The organism is Pseudomonas sp. Soil_N_39 (assembly GCF_057655955.1).
On sequence record NZ_JBDGLI010000001.1, the window covers coordinates 287,229 to 313,862 of the forward strand.

A 26,634-nucleotide genomic window follows, 5' to 3' on the forward strand; every position below is an offset into this window, starting at 1 on the left:
TAAAACCTCATCAAACTCTTCAGGCGCATATCACTGCGGGTTGGCACGAGTGCTGGAAAGCAACGACTTCAGGTTGGCAGCCTTGGGCTTGACCAGCCAGAAACGGCGCAAGTAGTCATCGAGGTTCTCGGCGAGTTCACGACCCCACTCGCTGTCGGTTTCCGCGACGTACTCATTCAGCACGTTTTGCAGGTGGCTGCGATAGGCTTCCATCGCCTCGCCGCTGATCCGCTGGATTTCCACCAGTTCGTGGTTGACCCGGTCAACGAAGGTGTTGTCCTGGTCTAGCACGTAGGCGAAACCGCCGGTCATGCCAGAGCCGAAGTTATAACCGGTCTTGCCCAGCACGCAGACAAAACCACCGGTCATGTACTCGCAGCAGTGATCGCCGGTGCCTTCCACCACAGTGTGGGCCCCGGAGTTACGCACGGCAAAACGCTCGCCCGCAGTGCCGGCGGCGAACAGCTTGCCGCCCGTGGCGCCGTAGAGGCAGGTGTTGCCGATGATGGCACTGTCCTGGGTCTTGTAGACGCTGCCCTTGGGCGGAACGATGACCAGCTTGCCGCCGGTCATGCCCTTGCCCACGTAGTCGTTGGCATCGCCTTCCAGGTACATGTTCAGGCCACCGGCGTTCCAGACGCCGAAGCTCTGGCCCGCGGTGCCCTTGAAGCGGAAGGTCACCGGCGCCTTGGCCATGCCCTGGTTGCCGTGCTTGCGGGCGATTTCGCCGGAGATCCGCGCGCCGATGGAACGGTCGCAGTTGCAGATGTCCAGCTCGAACTCGGCACCGCTCAGGTCGTTGATCGCCGCAGCGGCCATGTCGACCATCTTCTCGGCCAGCTCACCCTTGTCGAAGGGCGGGTTGCGGTCGACCTGGCAGAACTGAGGTTTGTCCGCCGGGATGAGGTCGCTGCCCAGCAACGGGGTCAGGTCCAGGTGCTGCTGCTTGGCGGTCTGGCCCTCGATCACGTCCAGCAGATCGGTACGGCCGATCAGCTCTTCAAGGGAGCGCACGCCCAGCTTCGCCAGCCACTCACGGGTCTCTTCGGCCACGTAGGTGAAGAAATTCACCACCATGTCGACGGTACCGATGTAGTGGTCCTTGCGCAGCTTGTCGTTCTGGGTCGCCACGCCGGTGGCGCAGTTGTTCAGGTGGCAGATGCGCAGGTATTTGCAACCCAGGGCGATCATCGGCGCGGTGCCGAAGCCGAAGCTCTCGGCGCCGAGGATGGCGGCCTTGATCACGTCCAGGCCGGTTTTCAGGCCGCCGTCGGTCTGTACCCGGACCTTGCCGCGCAAGTCGTTGCCGCGCAGGGTCTGGTGGGTTTCGGCCAGGCCCAGCTCCCACGGCGCGCCCGCGTACTTGATCGACGTCAGCGGCGATGCACCGGTGCCGCCGTCGTAGCCGGAAATGGTGATCAGGTCGGCATAGGCTTTGGCCACGCCGGCCGCAATGGTGCCGACGCCAGCTTCCGCCACCAGCTTCACCGAGACCAGCGCCTTGGGGTTCACCTGCTTGAGGTCGAAGATCAGTTGCGACAAGTCTTCGATCGAGTAGATGTCGTGATGCGGCGGCGGCGAGATCAGGGTCACGCCAGGGACCGCGTAACGCAGCTTGGCGATCAGGCCGTTGACCTTGCCACCGGGCAACTGGCCGCCTTCGCCGGGCTTGGCGCCCTGGGCGACCTTGATCTGCAGCACTTCAGCGTTGACCAGGTATTCCGGCGTCACACCGAAGCGGCCGGTGGCCACCTGCTTGATTTTCGAACTCTTGATGGTGCCGTAGCGCGCCGGGTCTTCACCGCCTTCGCCGGAGTTGGAACGCGCACCGAGGCGGTTCATGGCTTCGGCCAGGGCTTCGTGGGCTTCCGGGGACAGTGCGCCCAGGGAAATACCGGCCGAATCGAAGCGCTTGAGCACCGATTCCAGCGGCTCCACTTCACTGATGTCCAGCGGCGTGTCGAGCGTCTTGACCTTGAGCAGGTCGCGGATCATCGACACCGGACGGTTGTCCACCAGCGAGGTGTATTCCTTGAACTTGCTGTAGTCGCCCTGCTGCACGGCCGCTTGCAAGGTGTTGACCACGTCCGGGTTGTAGGCATGGTATTCGCCGCCATGGACGAACTTCAGCAGGCCGCCCTGCTGGATCGGCTTGCGCGGGCTCCAGGCTTCGGCGGCCAGGGCTTTCTGCTCGGCTTCGATGTCGACGAAGCGCGCACCCTTGATGCGGCTCGGCACGCCACGGAAGCTCAGCTCGCAGACTTCTTCGGACAGGCCGATGGCCTCGAACAGTTGCGCGCCACGGTACGAGGCGATGGTCGAGATGCCCATCTTCGACAGGATCTTGAGCAGCCCCTTGGTGATGCCCTTGCGGTAGTTCTTGAACACCTCATAGAGGTCGCCCAGCACTTCACCGGTGCGGATCAGGTCGCCCAGCACTTCATAGGCCAGGAACGGATACACCGCCGAGGCACCGAAACCGATCAGCACCGCGAAGTGGTGCGGATCGCGGGCGGTGGCGGTTTCCACCAGGATGTTGGAGTCGCAGCGCAGGCCTTTTTCGGTCAGGCGGTGGTGCACCGCGCCGGTGGCCAGCGAGGCGTGGATCGGCAGCTTGCCCGGAGCGATGTGGCGGTCGCTGAGGACGATCTGGGTACGCCCGGCGCGCGCGGCTTCTTCAGCCTGATCGGCCACGTTGCGGATCGCCGCTTCCAGGCCGACGCTTTCGTCGTAGTTCAGGTCGATGACCTGACGCGCGAAGCCCGGACGGTCGAGGTTGGTCAACGAACGCCACTTGGCCGGGGAAATGACCGGCGAGCTGAGGATCACCCGCGAGGCGTGTTCCGGCGACTCCTGGAAAATGTTGCGCTCGGCACCGAGGCAGATTTCCAGGGACATCACGATCGCTTCGCGCAACGGATCGATCGGCGGGTTGGTCACCTGAGCGAACTGCTGGCGGAAATAGTCGTACGGCGTGCGCACACGCTGCGACAGCACGGCCATCGGCGTGTCGTCACCCATGGAACCGACCGCTTCATAGCCCTGCTCGCCCAGCGGACGCAGCACCTGGTCACGCTCTTCGAACGTCACCTGGTACATCTTCATGTATTGCTTGAGCTGGTCGACGTCATAGAAAGCCGAGCCGTGGTCGTTGTCTTCCATGGTCGCCTGGATGCGCAGGGCATTCTTGCGCAGCCATTGCTTGTACGGATGACGGGACTTGAGGCGGTTGTCGATCGCGTCGGTGTCGAGGATCTGGCCGGTCTCGGTGTCCACGGCAAAGATCTGGCCCGGACCTACACGGCCCTTGGCGATGACGTCTTCGGGCTGGTAGTTCCAGACGCCGATTTCCGACGCCAAGGTGATGAAACCGTTGGTGGTGGTGACCCAGCGCGCCGGACGCAGACCGTTACGGTCCAGCAGGCACACAGCATAGCGACCGTCGGTCATGACGATACCGGCCGGGCCATCCCACGGTTCCATGTGCATGGAGTTGTATTCGTAGAAGGCCCGCAGGTCCGGGTCCATGGTCTCGACGTTCTGCCACGCCGGCGGCACCAGCATGCGCACGCCACGGAACAGATCGATGCCACCGGTCACCATCAGCTCCAGCATGTTGTCCATGCTTGAGGAGTCCGAGCCCACGCGGTTGACCAGCGGGCCGAGCTCTTCGAGGTCCGGCATCAGGTCGTTGGCGAACTTGGTGCGACGGGCCACGGCCCAGTTGCGGTTGCCGGTGATGGTGTTGATCTCGCCGTTGTGGGCGAGGAAGCGGAATGGCTGGGCCAGCGGCCATTTCGGCAGGGTGTTGGTGGAGAAGCGCTGGTGGAACACGCAGATCGCGGTTTTCAGGCGCTCGTCGCTCAGGTCCGGATAGAAGGCGGTGAGGTCCGCCGGCATCATCAGGCCTTTGTAGATGATGGTCTTGTGGGAAAAGCTGCAGATGTAGTGGTCGGTGTCGGCGGCATTGGCCACGGACGAACGACGACGGGAGCTGAACAGCTTGATCGACATGTCCTGGTCGCTCAGGCCTTCGCCGGCGATGAACACCTGTTCGATCTGCGGCAGGCGCTCGAGCGCCAGGCGGCCGAGGACGCTGGTGTCGATCGGCACTTTGCGCCAACCAACCAGTTGCAGGCCGGCGGCCAGGATCTCGCGATTCATGTTTTCGCGAGCCGCCTGGGCCTTCACCGGGTCCTGGTTGAAGAACACCATGCCCACGGCGTACTGCTTGGGCAGGGTCACGCCAAACGTTTCCTGGGCTACGGCACGCAGGAACTCGTCGGGTTTTTGAATCAGCAAGCCACAACCGTCACCGGTCTTGCCGTCGGCGTTGATCCCACCGCGGTGGGTCATGCAGGTCAGGGCCTCAATGGCCGTTTGCAAAAGGGTATGACTGGGCTCGCCCTGCATATGGGCTATCAGGCCGAAACCGCAGTTATCCTTGAATTCATCTGGTTGGTACAGACCTGCTTTCATAGACACTTTCTCACCAGGCTGCCTCTAATCGAGGCAAATTTCTTTTCAATTCAACCAGTTGCATGCCGCGCCGAACGTACGCCAGCTTTGCGGGGGCAAAAGGGAGGTCATTGTACACACCGACACAGGGGCTCACAAATTTGACGACGAACTGTCGCAAATCCATGTCGCATTTGTGAAAGGTTTAAAGCTATATGCTGTGCTAGTCAAAACTTTTTTGGGTTTGACCGCTACGACTCAAACGCTACTGTGACGCAGACACCACAAGGCGCGCGGCCTGAAAGGTCGCCCGCCCCTGCGGAAATTTTGAGGTTGCCGGGAGAGGCGGCCTGGGTAAGGCCGCCGAATCTTCAGCGAGTTGCTGCCAGTTCCTGTTGGACGCTGGCGACAGTGCGAGGCCAAGGTTTACCAGCCTGAACCTTCGCTGGCAAGGCCTTGATGGCGGAAACGGCCGCATCACGGTTGGCAAAGCTGCCGTAGGTGATGACATACAGCGGCTTGCCGTTGAGCACTTTCTTGAAATAACGGTACTCGCCGCCCTGCTCCTTGACGAAGTTCTGCGCCGCGGTTTCGGAACTGGTGCCGAGGATCTGCACCACGTAGTTGCCCGGTGCCTGGCCGGCGTACCAGCTACCGCCCGCGGCCTTGGCCGGGGCAGCAGGCTTAGCCGCAGGTGCTGGCGCCGCTGGCTTGGCCGCTGGCGCTGGAGTCGGTGCAGGCTTGGCGGTGGCCACCTGGGTCGGCGCCGGGGTCGGCTTGGCAGTCGGAGCAGGCGTTGGCGTTGGCGTTGGTGCAGGACCCGCCGGCACGCCCGCAGGCGGTGCGGTAGTGGTCACGGTCGGCGGCACGTCACTGCTGTCGTCGATCGGTGGCGCTGCGCCGTCGTCGCCTTCGGTGATACCTCCGGCCGCTTCGGCCAGCGGGCCACGCATGACCGGCTGCGACTGGCCGACCAGCGGCAGCGGCATCGGCTGGGTGTTACCGGCGAACTCCACGGCCGGCGCGCCACCGTTGGGTTGCGGCGTACCTTGGCCGGGGGGCAGTTGCGCCTGTTCGTTGGCTGGGGCACCCGTGGTGGGTGCCTTGGTGCGACCCGGCATCAGCCAGGCGGCGGCAACCGCGACCACGACCACGGCGGAAATTGCCAATACGTGTTTCTTCGGCATGTTGAACCCCATACTTGGACGCTTCACCGCTGAGCGGCTGGCAATCATGACTTCGATCAGAGCATCGCGGGCAACCTGGTTGATGTTGCCAGGCCAGCCGTCGGAGCTTTCGTGAATCTCAGAGATCTGATCGGCGGTGAAAAGTTCGATACCCCGGCCCGCGCCTTCAAGGCGCTGGGCCAAATATTCACGCGTCTCTTCCTCGGTGTAGGGCGCCAGTTCGATGACATGGAAGCGCTCTTCCTCGAGGTTCAACTGGTCCAGGTCGGCGATCAGCGAGGACTCGCCAAACAGGAACACATGAGGGCGTCCCTCCGGCGCACCGGCCGCCAAGGCCAGCAGGGCTTCGAGGGCCGACTCGTCGAGTTGCTCGGCATCGTCCACGAGCAGATAGACTTCCTGCCCGGTCAGCGCCAGTTGCACGATCTGCTCGAGAATTGCACCAACTTCGGCCTGGGCGACGTTCAGCGCCTGGGCCACCTGGCGCAACACACCGGCGGCATCGCCGGCGCCACGGGCCGACACCACCACGCTTTGCACGGACTGTTTGTTGGTGCTGGCCACCAGGGCCTGGCGCAGCAAGGTCTTGCCGCTGCCCTGGGGACCGGTGACTACCAGAAGCAACTGGCTGTAGCGCGCCAGGTGATGCAACTGACCCAGCACCGGCTTGCGCTGGGCGGGGAAGAACTTGAAGCCCGGGACCCGTGGGGCAAAAGGGTCATGACTCAATTGGAAATGGCCGAGGAAAGCCTCGTCGGCATGCAAACTAGTCATCGGAGTCTTATTAACCTTTAAGCTGAGCCAGGGCGCGGTAGTCCGCTCCCAGCGTGGCCTGTAGAACTTCTTTCGGATAATCGTCGGTCACCACCGCTTCGCCCATGTGGCGCAGCAGCACCAGGCGCAGACGACCGTCGATCACTTTTTTGTCGATTGCCATGTGTTCAAGAAAATCCGCCTCGCTCATTTCCTCGGGCGGAACCACCGGCAGCCCGGCGCGCTGGAACAGACGAATACCGCGATCGCGCTCCTGTTCGCTGATCCAGCCCAGGCGCGCGGACATCTCCAGGGCCATGACCGTACCGGCCGCAACCGCTTCACCGTGCAGCCAGACACCATAGCCCATGTGGGTTTCGATGGCATGGCCGAAGGTGTGTCCCAGATTAAGGGTGGCGCGCACCCCGGATTCACGCTCATCGGCACCGACCACGGCAGCCTTGGCGGCGCAGGAGCGCTCGATGGCGTAGGTCAGGGCCGCTTGATCCAGCGCACGCAGGCGGTCGACGTTCTCTTCGAGCCAACCCAGGAACGGTTCGTCGCAGATCAGCCCGTACTTGATGACTTCCGCCAGCCCCGCAGACAGCTCGCGGGCCGGCAAAGTATTGAGGGTGGCGGTGTCGATCAGCACCACGTTGGGCTGATAGAACGCGCCGACCATGTTCTTGCCCAGCGGATGGTTGATCCCGGTCTTGCCGCCCACCGACGAGTCGACCTGCGACAGCAGCGTGGTAGGGATCTGGATGAAATCGACGCCACGCTGATAACAAGCGGCGGCAAAACCAGCCATGTCGCCGATCACGCCACCGCCCAGGGCAATCACCGTGGTGCGGCGATCGTGCCGTGCGGTCAGCAGGCCGTCGAAAATAAGTTGCAGGGTTTCCCAGTTCTTGAAGGCTTCGCCGTCGGGCAATACCACCGAAATGACCGAAAAGGCCGACAGGCTGCGGGTCAGACGTTCCAGATACAGAGGCGCGACGGTTTCATTGGAAATGATCGCCACTTGCCGCCCGGCGATATGCGGCGCCAGCAGTTCGGGCTGGTCCAGCAAGCCTTCGCCAATATGAATCGGGTAGCTGCGCTCGCCCAGGTCGACCTTAAGTGTCTGCATGTGTCCCCACAGAGAAGATGGAATCAGGCGTCCTGCCTGCAATTAACGAAAGTCCACGGTGCTTGTTCCCACGCCAGTTAATGGCCATCCGCCACGCCCCAGCCGGGCCATGACGGGACGTCGAGGATAGCGCATTTCGCCAGGCGCATTAACGGGGCGGTAGTTGTTGAAGGCGCTCGAGGATGTCCAGCACCACCATCCGCGGCGGCCGCTCGTCGGTTTCCACCACCAGGTCGGCGATCTCCCGATACAGCGGGTCGCGCAGCGCCAGCAGGTCGCGCAGGGTCTTGGCCGGGTCGGCGGTGCGCAACAGCGGCCGGTTGCGATCCCGGGCGGTGCGGCCGACCTGCTGCTCGACAGAGGCGTGCAGATAGACCACTCGTCCGCCGGCATGCAGCGCCCGACGATTGGCTTCGCGCATCACGGCGCCGCCACCGGTGGCCAACACCACGCCCTCGAACGCGCACAATTCGGCGATCATCGCCTGCTCACGGTCACGAAAGCCCGGCTCGCCTTCCTTATCGAAGATCCATGGGATATTGGCACCCGTGCGCAATTCAATTTCCTTGTCGGAATCTTTGAACGGCAGGCGCAGCTCTTTGGCCAGCAAACGGCCGATGGTGCTTTTTCCAGCGCCCATCGGCCCAACAAGAATCAAATTTCGCACAGAATCAACGACTCACAGCAATCGCCTGGTTATTCATGATACGCGGAGTGAGGAACACCAGCAGCTCGGATTTTTTCTCCGAAACCACATCACGCCGGAAAAGGCGGCCAAGATACGGCACATCGCCAAGAAATGGCACCTTATCTACGACCTTGCTCTGAGTATTTGAGAAAACCCCGCCAATCACAATGGTCTCGCCATCATTGACCAGGACCTTGGCGTTGACTTCGTTTTTCTTGATCGGTGGCACTTCCTGCACCTTGTTCAGGTAATCAGGCTCATCCTTGGTGACCTTGACCTCCATGATGATGCGGTTGTCCGGGGTGATTTGCGGGGTCACCTCCAGCGATAGCGAGGCCTCCTTGAACGACACCGAGGTGGCGCCGCTGGAACTGGCTTCCTGATAAGGGATCTCCGTGCCCTTGAGGATCTTTGCCGTCTCCTTGTCAGATGTCACCACCTTGGGCTGGGAGACAATTTCGCCGTTGCCGGTTTTTTCCATGGCAGTCAGCTCAAGGTCCAGCAACACGTTGTCGGTGATGAACGCAATGCCGATCCCCGAGGTATTACCCGAGGCACCCAGGTCGACGAACGGCTGGTTGGTGCCGGTACTGCCCGGCGTGCCGATGGTCGTGGAGGTGCCAGTGGTCACCCCCGAGGAGTTCCAGTTGCCCTTGTTCTGTATCGACCCGCCCCAGCGCACGCCCAGGCTTTTGTCGTAGTCGACATTGGCCTCGACAATCCGCGCCTCGATCATCACCTGGCGCACCGGAATATCCAGCTGTGCCACGATCCGGCGCAGTTCGTCGAGCCGGTCCTGGGTCTGGTAGGCAATGATGTTGTTGGTTCGCTCATCGACCGTGATCGTGCCGCGCTCGTCGGCTTTCGCCTCGGCACTGGTCACCGACTGGAACAACTTGGCGATGTCCGCCGCCTTCGCATAGTTGACCTGCAACAGCTCACGCCGCAGCGGCGCCAGGTCGGCAATCTGCTTCTGCGACTCCAGTTCCTGGCGCTCGCGCGCCGCGATTTCATCGGCCGGGGCCACCAGCAGCACGTTGCCGACCTTGCGCTTGTCCAGGCCCTTGGTCTTGAGCACCAGGTCCAGCGCCTGGTCCCAAGGCACGTTCTGCAACCGCAGGGTGATGCCACCCTGCACTGTGTCGCTGGCCACCAGGTTCAGGTTGGTGAAATCGGCAATCAGTTGCAGGACCGAACGCACTTCGATGTCCTGGAAGTTGAGCGAGAGCTTCTCGCCGCTGTAGGCGGCGCGGTCGGCATTGCGTTTTTGCAAGTCGTCCACGGTCATGGGCCGGACGCTGACGGTGAGCTTGTTGTCGGTCTGGTAGGTCGAGTAGTCGAAGGTGCCGCTGGGCTCGATGCTGATGGTCGCCCGGTCGCTGCCAGCGCTGGCATTGACGAATTGCACCGGGGTGGCGAAGTCCTTGACGTCCAGGCGCACCCGCAGTGGCTCGGGCAATTGGGTCCTGGCGAAATTGAGGATGATCTTGCCTTCGCGCTCCTGGATGTCCGGGGCGATGGATGGATCGGACAAATCGATCACCACGTTGCCTTCGCCCTGGGTCCCGCGCTGGAAATCCACCCCACGAATCGCCTTGCCCGCCGGCGCACTGGCCCGCGCGGGCGCAGCGCTGGCAACCGCCGGGCGCGGGGCCTGGGCAGAGGGCTTCGAAGCAGTATTCTTCGGGGTCTGGCCCTTGCCAACCACCACGAACAGGTTATTGCCTTCGACCCGGGTTTCATACGGCGCCAGTTGGGTCAGGCCGATGATCAACCGGGTGCGATCCCCCGCCTCGACCACGGTGGCGCTGCGCGCATTGCCCCCGCCCAGGTCGTGACGCCTGTTGGTCAGTTGATTGGTCACGCCTGGCAGGTCCAGGGCAATCCGGGCCGGCTGTTCGGTGGTGTAGCCCCGGGGTGTTGGCGGCGGCCCGTCGAAGGTGAGCTTCAACTCGACACGGTCCCCCGGCAACGCCGCCACATCCAGCGTCTTCAGACTGGCCCCAAGAACCATCGGCGACAACAGCGCTATCCATAGCGAAATACCGAGGGCTGAAAAAATCCTGTTCATTGTTCGAGTTCCACTATGAATGCTCTTTCAAAGGAATGGTCCGTGGTCGCTCCAGCCAGGCACCCTCGCCATCGGGAACGATTTCGACCACATCGACCTGGGTGGCGCTGATGGCGACGATCCGCCCGTCATTGCGCCCCAGATAGTCACCGACCTTGAGCCGATGCACCCCGCCCGCGCCCCGCAGGAGCGCGAAGGAGCCACCGGCGTTGGAGATCGTACCGACCATTTCAAACTGCTCGATGTTGAAGCCTTCCAGGTATTGCTTGACCCGGTTGGGGTCGGGCCGGACGTTGCGCGAGCCGCGCTGCCGGTCGGCCTGGTCGACGCGGACCTGCCGGGAAAACGGGCTGCGCAGGTTCGCGGCGCTGTAGGTAAAGGTCTCGTAGGGCCTGAACGTCGGCGTCGGCTCGATCTTGCCGGGCGGACGCAGACGCACTTCGTTCATGTAGGCGTCCAGGTCGCTGAACCCGTTGTCGTTGTTGCAGCCCGCCAGCGCGACCAGGCCTGCCAGCAGGCAGAGGCGACACACCAGCGGCCTCATGGCTGAGCCTCCTGCTCGTTGTAGCGGTAGGTCTTGGCCTGGATGCTCATGCGCAGCTTCGTGCCTGCCTCGGGCTCCATCGGCGCAATTTCGAAATCGTGCAGCGTGACAATCCGGGGCAGCCCGGCCACCCCACTGACGAATGTCGCCAGGTCGTGATAGCCGCCGGTCACGGTGATCTGGATCGGCAGCTCGATGTAGAACGGTTGGGTGACTTCCGGCAGCAGCTTGATTTCCTCGAACTCCAGGCCGCTGCCCAGGCCGGTGCGAGTAATGTCTTCCAGCAGGCCCGGCACTTCGGTATCGCTGGGCAATTGCCGCAACAGCACACCAAAAGACGCTTCCATCTGCTTCATCTGCTCGGTGTAGCGTTCCAGGTTTGCGGCCATGTGCGCCTTGCCCGCGAATTGTGCCTTGAGGGTGTTTTCTTCCTCGCGCACCTGCTGCAGCTGGTTTTCCAGATCACTCAAGGCAAAGTTATAGCCCAGCCCCAGCACCAGGACCACCAGCAGGACGCCGGCCAGCCATTTGATCGGTGCCGGCCAGGAACCGATGTTGTTGGTGTCCAGGTCACTGATGTCGATCTTGCGCAGCGCGTCGAACCACTCTCCAGGCTTCATTGAGCGTCCTCCACTTCGACCGGGCGGGTCTGGCGAACCGTCAACTGGAAAACGTTGGCCTGGTCGAGCTGACCGGCGGTGGTGGCCTTGACCTCCGTCAAACTGGGCGCATCGAACAGGTCCGACGAGTCCAGGTTGCGCATCAGGTCCGAGACCCGGTTGTTCGATTCCGCGGCCCCCTTGATGAAGAGCGTCCGATCTTCCATCTTCACTTCGGTGAAATACACCCCGTCCGGCAAGGTTCTCACCAACTGGTCGAAGATGCGCCCGCTGACCGGTCGGTTCCCTTGCAAGTCCTGGATGATGCGCATGCGCTCCAGCAATTGCTGACGACGGGCTTTCAACTCGCTGATCTGCTTGATGCGCTCGTCCAGCACGGCGATCTGCTCGGAGAGGTGACTATTGCGGGCGACCTGGTGGTCGATGGCGCTGTCGAAGTAGCGCACGGCGACCAGGACCACGCCGACCGCCCCGACCAGCGCCCCGACCAAGGCCAGCAGAAAGCGCTTGCGCCGCTCTTCGCGCAGCTCTTCACGCCAGGGAAGCAGGTTGATCCGCGCCATCAGTCGAAACTCCTGAGGGCCAGCCCACAGGCAATCATCAGCGCCGGCGCATCACTGGCCAGGGCACCGGCATTGACCTTGCTGCTCAGGGCCATGTTGGTAAACGGGTTGGCCACCTGGGTCGGCGTGCCCAGGCGCTGCTCGATCAGCCGATCCAGGCCGGCGACCGACGCCGTGCCCCCGGCCAGCAGAATGTGGTCCACCGCGCTGTACTGGCCCGAGGCGAAGAAAAATTGCAGGGACCGCGAGACCTGCTGCACCAGGGCCTCGCGAAAAGGTTGCAGCACTTCGCTGAGATAATCGTCCGGCAACCCACCCTGCTTCTTTGCCAGGCCGGCCTGTTCGGGTGTCAGGCCGTAGCGGCGCTGAATTTCATCGGTCAACTGGCGCCCGCCGAACAATTGTTCGCGGGTATAGATGATGCGCCCGTTGTGCAGCACGCTGAGGGTGGTCATGGTGGCGCCGATGTCGATGACCGCCACCGTCAGCCGCTCCTGGGACGCGGCCAGTTGCGTGGCGAGCAGGCCAAAGGCTCGCTCCAGCGCATAAGCCTCCACATCGACCACCCGGGCCGTCAGCCCGGCGAGCGCCAACGCGGCCTCGCGAACCTCGACGTTTTCCTTGCGACAGGCCGCCAGCAGCACTTCGACGCGCTCGGCGCTGCGCGGCGAAACGCCCACCACTTCGAAATCGATGGCCACCTCATCCAGCGGATAGGGAATGTATTGATCGGCCTCGATCTTGAGCTGGTTCTCCATGTCGTCGTCGGAGAGGCCCGCGTCCATCTCGATGATCTTGGTGATCACCGCCGAGCCCGCCACGGCCACCGCCACGCTACGCAAGGGCGTCTTGGCCTTGGCCAGCAGCCGCGACAACGCCTGGCCCACCCCTTCGAGTTCGGCGATGTTCTTCTCGATCACTGCATTGGCCGGCAACGGTTCGACCGCGTAGGACTCGACGCGGTATCGCTCGCCCTGGCGACTCAACTCGAGCAGCTTCACCGACGTCGAACTGATGTCGATCCCCAGAAGTGCATGGGCTTTTTTATTGAAGAGTCGTAACACTACCAATTCCCTATGACTATCCGTGAGTTACGGACTCTCTAATATGCATTGCGTTCAATCACCGCCGTCCGACGGACGTCCGGATGGCGTTCCCGACGAAAAAAAATGCTTATAATGCCCAGCGTTTTTTTTCGCTTTGTTGCAAGCACGGGTCCATCCCTGCACCTGGCGCCTTTTTCATTCTTTGCCTGGATATCCAAAAGCCTTGATTCGTCTGCTGAAATTTTTCGGATGGTCCATCGTCGCCGTTTTCTGCGGACTGCTCTTGGGCCTGAGCGGTGCTTTTCTTTACCTTAGTCCGGGATTGCCGTCCGTGGAGGCGCTGAGAAGTATTCAGTTGCAGATTCCTTTGCGGGTGTACAGCAGCGACAACAAGTTGATCGCCGAATTTGGCGAAATGCGCCGTACACCGATCCGTTTCGCCGACATTCCCCCCAATTTCATCAATGCGTTACTAAGTGCTGAAGACGATAACTTCGCCAACCACTATGGCGTCGATCCCGGCAGCCTGATGCGCGCTGCCAGCCAGTTGATCAAGAGCGGGCACATCCAGTCCGGCGGCAGCACCATCACCATGCAGGTGGCCAAGAACTTCTTCCTGACCAGCGAGCGCAGCTTCTCGCGCAAGACCACCGAAATTCTCCTGGCCCTGCAGATCGAGCGACAGCTGACCAAGGATGAAATCCTCGAGCTGTACGTGAACAAGATTTACCTGGGCAACCGCGCCTACGGCATCGAGGCGGCGGCACAGGTGTATTACGGCAAATCGATCCGCGATGTGAGCCTGGCGCAGATGGCGATGATCGCCGGCCTGCCCAAGGCACCGTCGCGCTTCAACCCGCTGGCCAACCCGGCGCGTAGCAAGGAACGTCGCGACTGGATCCTGGGGCGCATGTACAAGCTCGGCAAGATCAGCGAGGCCGACTACACCGCCGCGATCAATGAGCCGCTGAACGCCAGCTATCACGTGCCGACTCCGGAAGTGAACGCCCCGTACATCGCCGAGATGGCCCGTGCCGAGATGGTCGGGCGCTATGGCAGCGACGCCTACACCGAAGGTTTCCGCGTGACCACCACGGTGCCAAGCAACTTGCAGGAAATGGCCAACACTGCATTGCACGAGGGCCTGATGACCTACGACCAGCGCCACGGCTACCGTGGCCCTGAATCGCGCCTGCCGGGCAAGACCAAGGAGGCCTGGGCCCTGGAGCTGACCAAGCAGCGCACCATCAGCAGCCTGGAGCCGGCGATCGTCACCTCGGTGGACAAGGACGGCATCAAGGTGCTGACCCGCAACGGCGAGCTGGAAGAACACGTGGCCTGGGACACCATGAAATGGGCCCGTCCGTTCCTCAATACCAACAGCATGGGCGCCAACCCACGGCAGCCGTCGGACGTTGCCCAGGTCGGCGACCTGATCCGCGTCCAGCGCCAGGCGGACAACACGCTCAAGTTCAGCCAGATCCCGGCCGCCCAGGGCGCGCTGGTGTCCCTCGACCCGCAGAACGGCGCCATTCTTTCGCTGGTGGGTGGCTTCGCCTTCGAGCAAAGCAATTACAACCGGGCGCTGCAGGCCAAGCGCCAGCCGGGCTCGAGCTTCAAGCCATTCGTCTACAGCGCCGCGCTGGATAACGGCTACACCGCCGCCAGCCTGGTGAACGATGCGCCGATCGTGTTCGTCGATGAGTACCTGGACAAGGTCTGGCGCCCGAAGAACGACACCAATACGTTCCTCGGCCCGATTCGCCTGCGCGAGGCGCTGTACAAATCCCGCAACCTGGTCTCGATCCGCCTGTTGCAGGCGCTGGGTGTGGACCGCACCATCGACTACATCAGCAAGTTCGGCTTCAACAAGCAGGACCTGCCGCGCAACCTGTCCCTGGCCTTGGGCACCGCGACCTTGACGCCGATGGAAATCGCCACGGGCTGGAGCACGTTCGCCAACGGCGGCTACAAGATCACCCCGTACATCATCGACAAGATCGAAAGCCGCAACGGCGAGACGTTGTTCGTCGCCAACCCGCCACGGGTTCCTACGGGCGAGCAGGTCAGCGATGGTGTCGCCGCACCGTCCACCGACACGTTCACGGTCAATGCGACGCCAGGCGAAGCCACCACGCCCCCGGGCCTGCCGCAAGCGCCCGCCGTGGCGGAACGCATTGTCGATGGCCGCACCACCTTCATTCTCAATAGCATGCTGCAGGACGTGATCAAGCTCGGCACCGGCCGTCGCGCGCTGGCCCTGGGTCGCACCGACCTGGCGGGCAAGACCGGTACCACCAACGAATCCAAGGACGCCTGGTTCTCCGGCTACAACGCCGATTACGTGACCACGGTCTGGACCGGTTTCGACCAGCCCGAAAGCCTGGGTCGCCGTGAGTTCGGCGGTACCGTGGCGCTGCCGATCTGGATGACCTACATGGGCGCCGCCCTCAAGGACAAGCCGCCGCACACCCAGCCGGAACCGGAAGGCATCCTCAGCCTGCGGGTCGACCCAGTCAGCGGCCGCGCGGCCACGCCGGGCACCCCAGGGGCGTACTTTGAACTGTTCAAGAGCGAAGACACGCCGCCGTCGGTCAACGAGCTGGGCAACGGCGTCGCACCGGGTAGCCCGCTGCCGGCGGACGAAGCGGCACCGATCGATCTGTTCTGACCGCCCCCAACCCAAAAGCCCTGCCTTCGCGAGAAGTGCGGGGCTTTTTTTGGCCGCACCATTCCTGATGTGGGAGCAAGCCACAGGGGCTGGATTGACGTTCAAGCGTTGGGCTGAAAGGCCTGGGGTGAATTGAAGAATGTCATCGCGAGCAAGCTCGCTCCCACAGGGGACTTTTGGCGGTCGCACAATCAACGTCCATCACCGGACCAATGTGGGAGCGAGCTTGCTCGCGATGGCGGCAGTCCAGGCAACCCAAACCCCGTGGCGCGGGAGCTTGCTACCGCTGACCTGCGCAGCAGGCCCCTGCATGCCTATAGACAGACCGCATTGCCCGGTTTGCGGCCGCTGCGCAGCCGAGCGGGGGCAAGCTCCCTCGCCACAGGGATTGGATTGAGGCTCAAGCGTTGGGCTGAAAGACCTGGGGTGAATTGAAGAATGTCATCGCGAGCAAGCTCGCTCCCACAGGGGACTTTTGGCGGTCGCACAATCAATGTCTATCACCGGACCAATGTGGGAGCGAGCTTGCTCGCGATGGCGGCAGTCCAGGCAACCCAAACCCCGTGGCGCGGGAGCTTGCTACCGCTGACCTGCGCAGCAGGCCCCTGCATGCCTATAGACAGACCGCATTGCCCGGTTTGCGGCCGCTGCGCAGCCGAGCGGGGGCAAGCTCCCTCGCCACAGGGATTGGATTGAGGCTCAAGCGTTGGGCTGAAAGACCTGGGGTGAATTGAAGAATGTCATCGCAAGCAAGCTCGCTCCCACAGGGGACTTTTGGCGGCCATAAAAAGTGGCGGCCAATAAAAAGCCCCGGCTCACAGGAGCCGGGGCTTTTTATTGAAGCGCTACAACGGCTTAGCCGTTGAACACGTCATCCACGCTCTTGAGCGGGTAGTTCTTCGGATACGGCAGGGTGGCCACGCCCGTCTCGATGGCGGCCTTGGCCACGGCGTCGGAGATCAGGGTGATCAGGCGGGCGTCCATGGGTTTCGGAATGATGTACTCACGACCGAATTCCAGCTTGATGCCGCCGTAGGCGTCGCACACTTCCTGAGGCACCGGCAGCTTGGCCAGTTCACGCAGGGCGTTGGCGGCCGCGACTTTCATCTCTTCGTTGATGCGCTTGGCGCGAACGTCCAGGGCACCACGGAAGATGAACGGGAAGCCCAGCACGTTGTTGACCTGGTTCGGGTAATCCGAACGGCCAGTGGCCATGATCACGTCGTTGCGAGTCGCGTGAGCCAGCTCCGGGGAGATTTCCGGGTCCGGGTTCGAGCAAGCGAACACGATCGGGTTCGGCGCCATGCGCAGCAGGTTTTCCGGGCTCAGCAGGTTCGGACCCGACAGGCCAACGAACACGTCGGCACCGTCCAGCGCGTCCGCCAGGGAGCGCTTGTCGGTCGCGTGGGCGAAGACGGCCTTGTACTGGTTCAGGTCGTCACGGCCGGAGTGGATCACGCCGGTACGGTCGACCATGAAAATGTTTTCGATCTTGGCGCCCATGCTCACCAGCAACTTCATGCAGGAGATGGCCGCAGCGCCGGCGCCCAGGCAAACGATCTTGGCTTCCGGCAGAGTCTTGCCGGCGATTTCCAGGGCGTTGATCATGCCAGCCGCGGTGACGATGGCGGTGCCATGCTGGTCATCGTGGAATACTGGAATGTCGCACTGTTCGATCAGGGCGCGCTCGATCTCGAAGCACTCAGGTGCCTTGATGTCTTCCAGGTTGATGCCACCGAAGGTGATGGAGATACGCTTGACGGTGTCGATGAAGGCTTGCGGGCTCTCGGAGTCGACTTCGATGTCGAATACGTCGATACCGGCGAAACGCTTGAACAGCACGCCCTTGCCTTCCATGACTGGCTTGGAAGCCAATGGGCCGAGGTTACCCAGGCCGAGAATCGCGGTGCCATCGGAAATGACTGCAACCAGGTTGCCTTTACCGGTGTATTTGTAGGCCAGTTCAGGGTCGCGAGCGATTTCGCGGACTGGTTCGGCTACGCCGGGGCTGTAGGCCAGCGACAAGTCGCGAGCAGTAGCGGTGGCCTTGGTGAGCTCGACACTCAGCTTTCCTGGACGAGGATGCGCGTGATATTCGAGAGCGGCAGTTTTCAGATCAGACATGTGGGCATTCCGCTTTTTACTGTGTTGGACAGACGGACCGCCGAGGATACGCGCCTCGCAAAGTCCCTACAAGACTGACCAGTCACTGCTGTCAAGCGCCCTGCCCTACGACTTTGGGCCAAGAGCCGCGAAACACAAGGGCTAGATGCATACAATTCGAAAGAATAATGTCTACAATTTTTTCTTACAGAACCGCTTCCAGCATGGCCGGATCGGTCAGCGGCAACATCCATCGCGCCTGTCCGGCCTTGTTGCCGCCACGCCGGGCGCGGTCGACGACCCAGCCACGGGCCTCGATTTTGCGGCCCTTGAGCCGCTCCAGGGCCGAGGCGTCGAAGCGCCTCTGCATACCGGGCGCAACGTGCAGGACAACCGGCCCCTGCAATTCAATCCAGATACCACCGCGATTGCGTCGCACGCTTTCTACACGCCCACTCGTCAGCACGAAACCGGGCGCATTGATCTGCTCCGCTCGCACGACGGGGGATTTTTTCCAGAGACCGGATCCGGTTTGCCGCGCATGACGTTCGGCCATTTGCTGGCAACTGACCAGGTCGACGTTCGGCGCGACCGCCACCAGAAACCCCAGCCCCTCGGCAATCAAGCGCTCTTCGAGGTTCTCGCCCTGGGCGTTGTAGACATGCGCCAGCGTACGGCCGTAGTCATCGCGGTCGTCCTTGCCAGGCAATACGCCCACCCGGCCATGGTTGGCGGCCACCAGGGCTTCGAGTCGCTGGCGTGCCGCCACGGCGAACGGCTCGTCGGCGCGGCCGCGCTTGCCCAACTCAGGGCTGTTCAGGCCGATCATCCGAATGCGTCGGCCATCCTCCAGGTACAAGGTGTCGCCATCCACCACGCGCTGCACCGCCACCTGGGGCAGGTTGCCCGGCGAAGGACAGGCCGCCTGGGCACCACAGAACCAAATCGCAGACACAAAAAAGGCGCCCGCAAGGGACGCCTTTTTCATCACTCTGGAGAAGCCGGAACGACTTTCCAAAATGATCAGCCTCAGGCTTTTGGAGCAACTTTGCCGAAAGCACCGAAACGATCGGCGAACTTCTGAACGCGGCCGCCGGTATCCAGAGTCTTTTGCTTACCGGTGTAGAACGGGTGGCATTCGTTGCAAACGTCGATCGCCAGGGCTTTGCCGTAGGTCGAACGCGTTTCGAACTTGTTGCCGCAGCTGCAGGTTACGGCAATTTCTGGGTATTCCGGATGGATATCGGTTTTCATGCTGTTTTCCTCAGGCTAGCGTGCCGCCACCCAACACTATTGTTGAATACCGCACGTAATTAGGCCGCGGATTCTACCAGACATCGTCGTTCGCGCAAGCTATGCCTTGTACCAACCGTCTGCTAGGCTCCCGCCCTCAGCACAATCCCTGTGGGAGCGAGCTTGCTCGCGATAGCGGCGATTCAGTCAGCATCAATGTGACAGAACTGACGCCATCGCGAGCAAGCTCGCTCCCACATTGAATCGCGCTAAGCCTTGCGAATTTGTCCGCCTACCGAGATCCCCCGCGTGCCCGACGCCATTCTGCGCCTCGCCCTGCCTTCGCCCCTGCGCCGCCTGTTCGACTACCGCGCCCCGGCCGGGGTCCTGCGCGCCCAGTTGCAGCCGGGCATGCGCCTGCGGGTACCGTTCGGCCGGCGGGAAATGATCGGCATCCTGGTGGAGGTCACCGATCACAGCGAGGTCCCGGCCGACAAGCTCAAGCCAGCCCTGGCCCTGCTCGATGCCACGCCGCCGCTACCTGCATCGCTGTTCAAGTTGTGCCTGTGGACGTCCCAGTATTACCAGCACAGCCTCGGCGACACCCTGAGCTGGGCGCTGCCGGTGTTGCTGCGCCAGGGTGAGCTGGCCGAGGCGCGCCAGGAGCGATTCTGGTCGGTGGCGCCGGGGGCTTCGCTGGACGATCCACGCATCGCCCGCGCCCCGCGCCAGCGCGAAGCCTTGGCGACCCTGGCCCAACATCCCCATGGCGTGGCTCATCAACTGCTGAGCAAACTGATGCTCAGCAAGGACAGCCTCGATCTGTTGCTGGCCAAGAACCTGGTCCAGGTGGAGGTCCGCCGGCACGCCCCCGGCGCCCGCCATGAACATTGGCTGGCCCAGCCGGAACTGCCGCTCAACGCCGAACAGCGGGCCGCTTGCGAAGCGATTCGTGCAGGTTTCGACAGTTATCACGCCTTTCTGCTGGCGGGCGTCACCGGCAGCGGCAAGACCGAGGTCTACCTGCAACTGATCCGCCAGACCCTGGAGGCCGGCAAGCAGGCCTTGGTGCTGATTCCGGAAATCAACCTCGGCCCGCAGACCCTGGCGCGTTTCGAGCAACGCTTCAATGCGCGGATCGCCCTGGTGCACTCGGCGGTCAACGACCGCGAACGCCTGGAAGCCTGGCTCGCCGCCCGCGACGGTGAGGCCGACATCATCATCGGTACCCGCTCGGCGCTGTTCACGCCGATGAAAAACCCCGGCCTGATCATCATCGACGAAGAGCACGACGGCTCCTATAAACAGCAGGAAGGCCTGCGCTATCACGCCCGCGACCTGGCGCTGGTGCGCGCCCGCCAGGAAAACATCCCGATCGTCCTCGGCTCGGCGACGCCCTCGCTGGAAAGCTTGCACAACGCCTACACCGGTCGCTACGGCCTGCTACGCCTCAACGAACGGGCCGGCGGCGCCAAGCAACCGCGCTTCCTGCGCCTGGACGTGAAAAGTCGACCACTGGACAGCGGTATTTCCGGGCCGATGCAGCAAGCCATCGGCCAGACCCTGGCCGCCGGGCAACAGGTCCTGGTGTTCCTCAATCGCCGGGGGTTTGCCCCGACCCTGCTGTGTCACGACTGTGGCTGGATGTCTGGGTGTGAGCGCTGCGATGCGCGGATGACCGTGCATCAACGCCATGGCGAGCTGCGTTGCCACCATTGCGGCCACGCCGAACGCGTGCCAAGGCATTGCCCGCAGTGCGGCAAAGTGGACTTGCGCCCGGTCGGTGCCGGCACCGAGCGCGCTGAGGAACGGCTGGGTATCCTGTTCCCCGATTACCCGGTACTGCGGGTGGATCGCGACAGCACCTCGCGCAAGGACGCGATGAATCAGCTGTTCGCGACGATCCAGAAGGGCCAGCCATGCATATTGGTGGGCACGCAGATGCTCGCCAAGGGGCATCACTTCCCGCGAGTCACGCTGGTGTCGATCCTCGACGCCGATGGTGGGTTGTTCTCCGGCGACTTCCGCGCCAGCGAGCGCATGGCGCAGTTGATTGTCCAGGTCGCAGGCCGGGCCGGGCGGGCCGAGGAGCCGGGCAAAGTGATTATCCAGACGCACTTGGCCGATCACCCGCTGTTGATCCAATTGACCGAGCAGGGTTATTTCGCCTTCGCCGAACAAGCCTTGAGCGAACGCCGCAGCGCCGGCCTGCCGCCCTTTGCTCATCTGGCGCTGTTGCGGGCCGAAGCCCACAAGCCCGGGCAAGCCGAAGGTTTCCTCGATGAGGCCTGCAGCGAGGCCGAGCGTTTGCTGGCAGAGCAGAGCCTTACCGGCATCGAACTATTGGGCCCGGTGCCAGCTCCGATGGAGCGGCGGGCCGGGCGCTACCGGGCGCAGCTTCTATTGCAGGCCAACGCCCGGGCGCCGCTGCATCGACTGCTGAGTGCCTGGCTGCTGGTGCTGGAACAGATGCCCAGCGGGCGGGCGGTGCGCTGGTCGCTGGATGTGGATCCGGTGGATTTGTATTGAATGGACCACATGCCCGCCCCCTGTGGGAGCGAGCTTGCTCGCGATAGCGACGGCACAGCCGACATCACCGTGACTGACCCACCGCTAATCGCGAGCAAGCCCGCTCCCACAGGGGATCGCGCACATCCAGGCCACCAAGAATAATCACCACACATCCCCAACCGACCCGCTACAGTTGGCAAGCTCGCCCGCGCCACGGATAATGCCCAGTTTTTCCACCAGCGCATCGAAGCGCCGCCGCGCCTGCGGTTGAAAGAGAAGACCATGAAAGACACCATTCGCCAGCTCATCCAGCAAGCCATCACCCAACTCGTCACTGAAGGTGTGCTGCCAGAAGGCCTGTCGCCGGCGATTCAGGTCGAGAACACCCGCGACAAGACCCACGGCGACTTCGCCAGCAACATCGCGATGATGCTCGCCAAGCCGGCCGGCATGAAACCTCGCGACCTGGCGGAGAAAATCATCGCCGCGCTGCCGGCCGACGAGAATGTCAACAAAGCCGACATTGCCGGCCCCGGGTTCATCAATTTCTTCCAGAACACCCAGGCCCTGGCTTCGCGCCTGGACGCAGCCCTGGCCGACGAGCGCATTGGCGTGCGCAAGGCCGGCCCGTTGCAGCGCACCGTGGTCGACCTATCGGCCCCCAACCTCGCCAAGGAAATGCACGTCGGCCACCTGCGCTCGACCATCATCGGCGACGGCGTGGCCCGGGTCCTGGAGTTTCTTGGCGACACCGTTATCCGCCAGAACCACGTTGGCGACTGGGGCACCCAGTTCGGCATGTTGATGGCCTATCTGCAGGAAAACCCGATTACCAGCGATGAGCTGTCGGACCTGGAGAATTTCTACCGCGCCGCCAAGCAACGCTTCGACGAGTCCCCCGAGTTCGCCGACCGCGCCCGTGGCCTGGTGGTCAAGCTGCAGGCCGGCGATGCCGAGTGCCTGGCGCTGTGGAGCAAGTTCAAGGACATCTCCCTGTCCCACTGCCAGAAAATCTACGAGCTGCTGAATGTCAAATTGACCATGGCCGACGTGATGGGCGAAAGCGCCTACAACGATGACCTGGCCAACGTGGTCAACGACCTCAGGGCCAAGGGCATGCTGGTGGAAAGCAACGGCGCCCAGTGCGTGTTCCTCGACCAGTTCAAGACCGCCGACGGCGAGCCGCTGCCGGTGATCATCGTCAAGGCCGACGGCGGCTACCTCTACGCCACCACCGACCTGGCGGCCGTGCGCTACCGCAACAGCGTGCTCAAGGCCGATCGAGTGCTGTACTTCGTCGACCAGCGCCAGGCCCTGCACTTCCAGCAAGTGTTCGAAGTGGCGCGCCTGGCCGGCTTCGTGACCCGCCCGATGGAAATGGAGCACATGGGCTTCGGCACCATGAACGGCGCCGACGGCCGCCCGTTCAAGACCCGCGACGGCGGCACGGTGAAGCTGATCGACCTGCTGACCGAAGCCCAGGATCGCGCCTACACCCTGGTCAAGGGCAAGAACCCGGACCTGGCCGAGGACGAACTGCGCAAGATCGCCAAGGTCGTGGGCATCGACGCGGTGAAATACGCCGACCTGTCCAAGCACCGCACCAGCGACTACAGCTTCAACTTCGACCTGATGCTCAACTTCGAAGGCAACACCGCGCCGTACCTGCTGTACGCCTACACCCGCGTGGCCGGAGTATTCCGCAAGCTCGGCAAGAGCTTCAGCGAAGTGGACGGCCAGATCGTCCTTGAAGCAGCTCAGGAACAGGAGCTGGCGGCGAAACTGGCGCAGTTCGGCGAGGTCCTGAACAACGTCGCCGACAAGGGCACGCCACACACCTTGTGCGCTTACCTGTACGATGTGGCCGGCCTGTTCTCCAGCTTCTACGAGAACTGTCCGATCCTCAGCGCACCGACCCCAGAGCAAATGCAGAGCCGCCTGCGCCTCGCCGCGCTGACCGGGCGCACGCTCAAGCAAGGCCTGGAACTGCTGGGCCTGGAAACCCTGGAGCGCATGTAAGTTGGCCGCCAAGAAAAAACCTGCACCCAAGCGCGGCGCCAGTCGTTACCAGCCTCCAGCCAAAAAACCGATTCCAGGTTGGTTGTGGATGGCCATCGGCCTGACCGTCGGCGCGTTCATTGTGTTCTTGATGAAGCTGGAGCCGGGCCAGGGCGATGACGTCAAGCGCGTCCGGCAAGAGCAGCAGAAAGCCACGCGTATCGCCGAGGCCAACAAGACCCCGCCGAGCCCGACGCAACCGGTGAAGCCGAAGTACGACTTCTACACGTTGCTGCCGGAATCGGAAGTCATCGTGCCGCCCGATGCCGTGCCGGAGAAAACCCTGCCGACGCCGCAAGTGCCACAGGTGCCCACCACGCCGGTGACCCCGGCCGAAGCGGCGAAGATCGACACCGCTCGCGCCCAGGCGGCCCTGGCCGGCATCACGCCGCCACCGGCCCCACCGGTGCAGAAAGCCGCACCGGTGACGAAGTTCTTCCTGCAGGCCGGCTCGTTCCGCAAGGAAGCCGACGCCGACAAGGTCCGCGCACAGATCATTCTGCTGGGCCAGTCCGTGTCCGTGGAGTCCGGGACGGTGAAGGACGAAACCTGGTACCGGGTACTGGTCGGCCCGTTCAGCAACCGCGAGGAACTGACCAAGGCCCAGAAACAATTGGCGGGCAGTGGTTTCAGCAACCTGTTGTTACAACAACGCCAGAGCCGCTGATCCAGGCGACACGCCCCCCCCTTGTGGCGAGGGGATTTATCCCCGCTGGGGCGCGAAGCGGCCCTAAAAACCTGCCGCCTCGGTGTGTCAGGGCCGAATACATCAAGCTTTTGGGGCTGCTGCGCAGCCCAGCGGGGATAAATCCCCTCACCACAGTAAGCTCCCTTCGCCACAAAAGCCTCTGCCAAAAAAGGCGGGGGACCGCTCATCCCCTCTGCGCCCCCGCAGTTGAAAAACCCCACGCCACCCCCATATGAGTTCCATCCGGGCATTTTCGCCCCGCTGCGTGGAGACTCTCCCTTGACCACCATCGTTTCAGTCCGCCGTCATGGCAAAGTCGTCATGGGCGGCGACGGCCAGGTTTCACTGGGCAACACCGTGATGAAAGGCAACGCGAAAAAAGTCCGTCGCCTATATCACGGCGAGGTCATCGCCGGTTTCGCCGGGGCCACCGCCGACGCCTTCACGCTGTTCGAACGTTTCGAAGGCCAGCTTGAAAAACATCAGGGCCACCTGGTCCGTGCCGCCGTGGAACTGGCCAAGGAATGGCGCACCGACCGTTCCCTGAGCCGCCTCGAAGCCATGCTCGCGGTCGCTAACAAGGACGCCTCGCTGATCATCACCGGCAACGGCGACGTCGTTGAGCCCGAAGATGGCTTGATCGCCATGGGTTCCGGCGGCGCCTACGCCCAGGCCGCGGCCAGCGCCCTGCTGAAAAAAACCGACCTGTCGGCCCGTGAGATCGTCGAGACTGCCTTGGGCATCGCCGGCGACATCTGCGTCTTCACCAACCACACCCAGACCATTGAGGAGCAGGACCTCGCCGAATAAGCCTGCCACCCGCGCACCGGCTCATTCTTGCTTGAGGACCGCCAATTATTATGTCCATGACTCCCCGCGAAATCGTCCACGAACTCAACCGCCATATCATCGGCCAGGACGATGCCAAGCGCGCCGTCGCCATCGCCCTGCGTAACCGCTGGCGCCGGATGCAGCTGCCCGAAGAGCTGCGCGTCGAAGTGACCCCCAAGAACATCCTGATGATCGGCCCGACCGGTGTCGGCAAGACCGAAATCGCCCGGCGCCTGGCCAAGCTCGCCAATGCGCCGTTCATCAAGGTCGAAGCCACCAAATTCACCGAAGTCGGCTATGTCGGTCGCGACGTCGAGTCGATCATCCGTGACCTGGCCGACGCCGCGATCAAGTTGCTGCGCGAACAGGAAATCACCAAGGTCCGCCACCGTGCCGAAGACGCCGCCGAAGAGCGCATCCTCGACGCCTTGCTGCCACCGGCGCGCATGGGCTTCAACGCCGACGCCGCCGCGACCCAGGATTCCAACACCCGCCAGCTGTTCCGCAAGCGCCTGCGCGAAGGCCAGCTGGACGACAAGGAAATCGAGATCGAAGTGGCCGAAATGGCCGGCGTCGACATTTCCGCGCCGCCGGGCATGGAAGAAATGACCAACCAGTTGCAGAGCCTGTTCGCCAACATGGGCAAGGGCAAAAAGAAAAGCCGCAAGCTCAAGGTCAAGGAAGCGCTGAAGCTGGTGCGCGATGAAGAAGCCGGCCGCCTGGTCAACGAAGAAGAATTGAAAGCCAAGGCGCTGGAAGCGGTCGAGCAGCATGGCATCGTGTTCATCGACGAAATCGACAAGGTCGCCAAGCGCGGCAATGTCGGCGGTGCCGATGTGTCCCGCGAAGGTGTACAACGCGACCTGCTGCCGCTGATCGAAGGCTGCACGGTCAACACCAAGCTGGGCATGGTCAAGACCGACCACATTCTGTTCATTGCTTCCGGTGCCTTCCACCTGAGCAAACCGAGCGACCTGGTGCCGGAGCTGCAGGGTCGCCTGCCGATCCGCGTCGAACTCAAGGCGCTGACGCCAGAAGACTTCGAACGCATCCTGAGCGAGCCCCATGCGTCCCTGACCGAACAGTATTGCGCGCTGCTCAAGACCGAAGGCCTGAGCATCGAGTTCACGCCAGAAGGCATCAAGCGCCTGGCCCAGATCGCCTGGCAGGTCAACGAGAAGACCGAGAACATCGGCGCCCGTCGCCTGCACACGTTGCTCGAACGCTTGCTCGAGGAAGTGTCGTTCAGCGCCGGCGACCTGGCCAGCGCCCACAACGAAGCGCCGATCCTCATCGACGCCGAGTACGTCAACAGCCACCTGGGTGAATTGGCGCAGAACGAAGATCTGTCGCGGTATATCCTGTAAGTAGCAATTACAGGCGAACGCAGACCTGTGGGAGCGGGCTGTGTGGGAGCAAAGCTTGCTCGCGATCCAGGCGCTGCGGTCCTCAAGAGACCGCGGCGTTTTCATCGCGG

General features: G+C 62.8%; 18 protein-coding genes. 6 read left to right on the forward strand and 12 right to left on the reverse strand.

Translation table 11 applies throughout. The annotated features are described in order from the left end of the window. Nucleotides 1–30: 30 nt before the first annotated feature. The 9 genes from gltB to AC3A5O_RS01220 form a co-directional block, all read right to left on the reverse strand. Entirely contained in the window at nt 31–4,479 is a 4,449-nt protein-coding gene (gltB, locus tag AC3A5O_RS01180; protein WP_305469359.1) for a glutamate synthase large subunit, read from the reverse strand. Between the two features lie 350 nt (nt 4,480–4,829). Next, the gene (locus AC3A5O_RS01185) at nt 4,830–6,419 is read right to left on the reverse strand and encodes an AAA family ATPase (RefSeq protein WP_305469358.1); all 1,590 of its coding nucleotides are present in this window, start codon (nt 6,417–6,419) and stop codon (nt 4,830–4,832) included. A gap of 10 nt (nt 6,420–6,429) precedes the next feature. Further along, the gene (aroB, locus tag AC3A5O_RS01190) at nt 6,430–7,530 is read right to left on the reverse strand and encodes a 3-dehydroquinate synthase (protein WP_305469357.1); all 1,101 of its coding nucleotides are present in this window, start codon (nt 7,528–7,530) and stop codon (nt 6,430–6,432) included. 148 nt (nt 7,531–7,678) lie between these two features. After that, nucleotides 7,679–8,197: a shikimate kinase AroK gene (gene aroK, locus AC3A5O_RS01195; protein ID WP_122565305.1), complete on the reverse strand. Its 519-nt coding sequence runs from the start codon at nt 8,195–8,197 to the stop codon at nt 7,679–7,681. A gap of 4 nt (nt 8,198–8,201) precedes the next feature. Next, nucleotides 8,202–10,289, reverse strand: a complete 2,088-nt coding sequence (locus tag AC3A5O_RS01200; protein WP_305469355.1) for a type IV pilus secretin PilQ — start codon at nt 10,287–10,289, stop codon at nt 8,202–8,204. Nucleotides 10,290–10,302: 13 nt separating this feature from the next. Further along, nucleotides 10,303–10,833: a pilus assembly protein PilP gene (locus AC3A5O_RS01205; RefSeq protein WP_305469354.1), complete on the reverse strand. Its 531-nt coding sequence runs from the start codon at nt 10,831–10,833 to the stop codon at nt 10,303–10,305. Beyond that, nucleotides 10,830–11,453, reverse strand: coding sequence for a type 4a pilus biogenesis protein PilO (gene pilO / locus AC3A5O_RS01210; RefSeq protein ID WP_122565302.1), 624 nt, complete (start codon nt 11,451–11,453; stop codon nt 10,830–10,832). Before pilO ends, AC3A5O_RS01205 begins: the two co-directional genes overlap by 4 nt. Next, a complete protein-coding gene (locus AC3A5O_RS01215; protein WP_122565301.1) occupies nt 11,450–12,016 on the reverse strand; it encodes a PilN domain-containing protein in 567 nt (188 codons plus the stop codon). The genes pilO and AC3A5O_RS01215 overlap by 4 nt, the downstream gene beginning before the upstream one ends. Continuing rightward, nucleotides 12,016–13,080, reverse strand: a complete 1,065-nt coding sequence (locus tag AC3A5O_RS01220) for a pilus assembly protein PilM (RefSeq protein ID WP_122565300.1) — start codon at nt 13,078–13,080, stop codon at nt 12,016–12,018. The genes AC3A5O_RS01215 and AC3A5O_RS01220 overlap by 1 nt, the downstream gene beginning before the upstream one ends. Before the next feature lie 208 nt (nt 13,081–13,288). Here AC3A5O_RS01220 and AC3A5O_RS01225 point away from each other — a divergent pair, with 208 nt between their 5' ends. Then, nucleotides 13,289–15,733: a penicillin-binding protein 1A gene (locus AC3A5O_RS01225; RefSeq protein WP_439653599.1), complete on the forward strand. Its 2,445-nt coding sequence runs from the start codon at nt 13,289–13,291 to the stop codon at nt 15,731–15,733. An 855-nt stretch (nt 15,734–16,588) separates the two neighbouring features. On the opposite strand, the gene AC3A5O_RS01230 is transcribed toward AC3A5O_RS01225, so the two are convergent. From AC3A5O_RS01230 to rpmE, 3 genes are all read right to left on the reverse strand, one after another. Next, nucleotides 16,589–17,857, reverse strand: coding sequence for a malic enzyme-like NAD(P)-binding protein (locus AC3A5O_RS01230; protein WP_053117649.1), 1,269 nt, complete (start codon nt 17,855–17,857; stop codon nt 16,589–16,591). Nucleotides 17,858–18,041: 184 nt separating this feature from the next. Further along, entirely contained in the window at nt 18,042–18,824 is a 783-nt protein-coding gene (locus tag AC3A5O_RS01235; RefSeq protein ID WP_122565298.1) for a thermonuclease family protein, read from the reverse strand. A gap of 41 nt (nt 18,825–18,865) precedes the next feature. Next, nucleotides 18,866–19,090: a 50S ribosomal protein L31 gene (gene rpmE / locus AC3A5O_RS01240; RefSeq protein WP_122565297.1), complete on the reverse strand. Its 225-nt coding sequence runs from the start codon at nt 19,088–19,090 to the stop codon at nt 18,866–18,868. Between the two features lie 288 nt (nt 19,091–19,378). Between rpmE and AC3A5O_RS01245 the strand changes: the two genes are divergently transcribed. The 5 genes from AC3A5O_RS01245 (at nt 19,379) to hslU (ending at nt 26,524) form a co-directional block, all read left to right on the forward strand. Beyond that, complete coding sequence (locus AC3A5O_RS01245) at nt 19,379–21,598, forward strand: primosomal protein N' (RefSeq protein ID WP_305469352.1); 2,220 nt, start codon at nt 19,379–19,381, stop codon at nt 21,596–21,598. A gap of 264 nt (nt 21,599–21,862) precedes the next feature. Continuing rightward, nucleotides 21,863–23,599, forward strand: a complete 1,737-nt coding sequence (gene argS, locus AC3A5O_RS01250; RefSeq protein WP_305469351.1) for an arginine--tRNA ligase — start codon at nt 21,863–21,865, stop codon at nt 23,597–23,599. A 1-nt stretch (nt 23,600) separates the two neighbouring features. Then, the gene (locus AC3A5O_RS01255) at nt 23,601–24,305 is read left to right on the forward strand and encodes an SPOR domain-containing protein (protein ID WP_030140998.1); all 705 of its coding nucleotides are present in this window, start codon (nt 23,601–23,603) and stop codon (nt 24,303–24,305) included. Between the two features lie 300 nt (nt 24,306–24,605). Then, complete coding sequence (hslV, locus tag AC3A5O_RS01260) at nt 24,606–25,136, forward strand: ATP-dependent protease subunit HslV (RefSeq protein ID WP_003196958.1); 531 nt, start codon at nt 24,606–24,608, stop codon at nt 25,134–25,136. Nucleotides 25,137–25,186: 50 nt separating this feature from the next. After that, the gene (gene hslU / locus AC3A5O_RS01265) at nt 25,187–26,524 is read left to right on the forward strand and encodes an ATP-dependent protease ATPase subunit HslU (protein ID WP_053117636.1); all 1,338 of its coding nucleotides are present in this window, start codon (nt 25,187–25,189) and stop codon (nt 26,522–26,524) included. Nucleotides 26,525–26,634 lie beyond the last annotated feature (110 nt).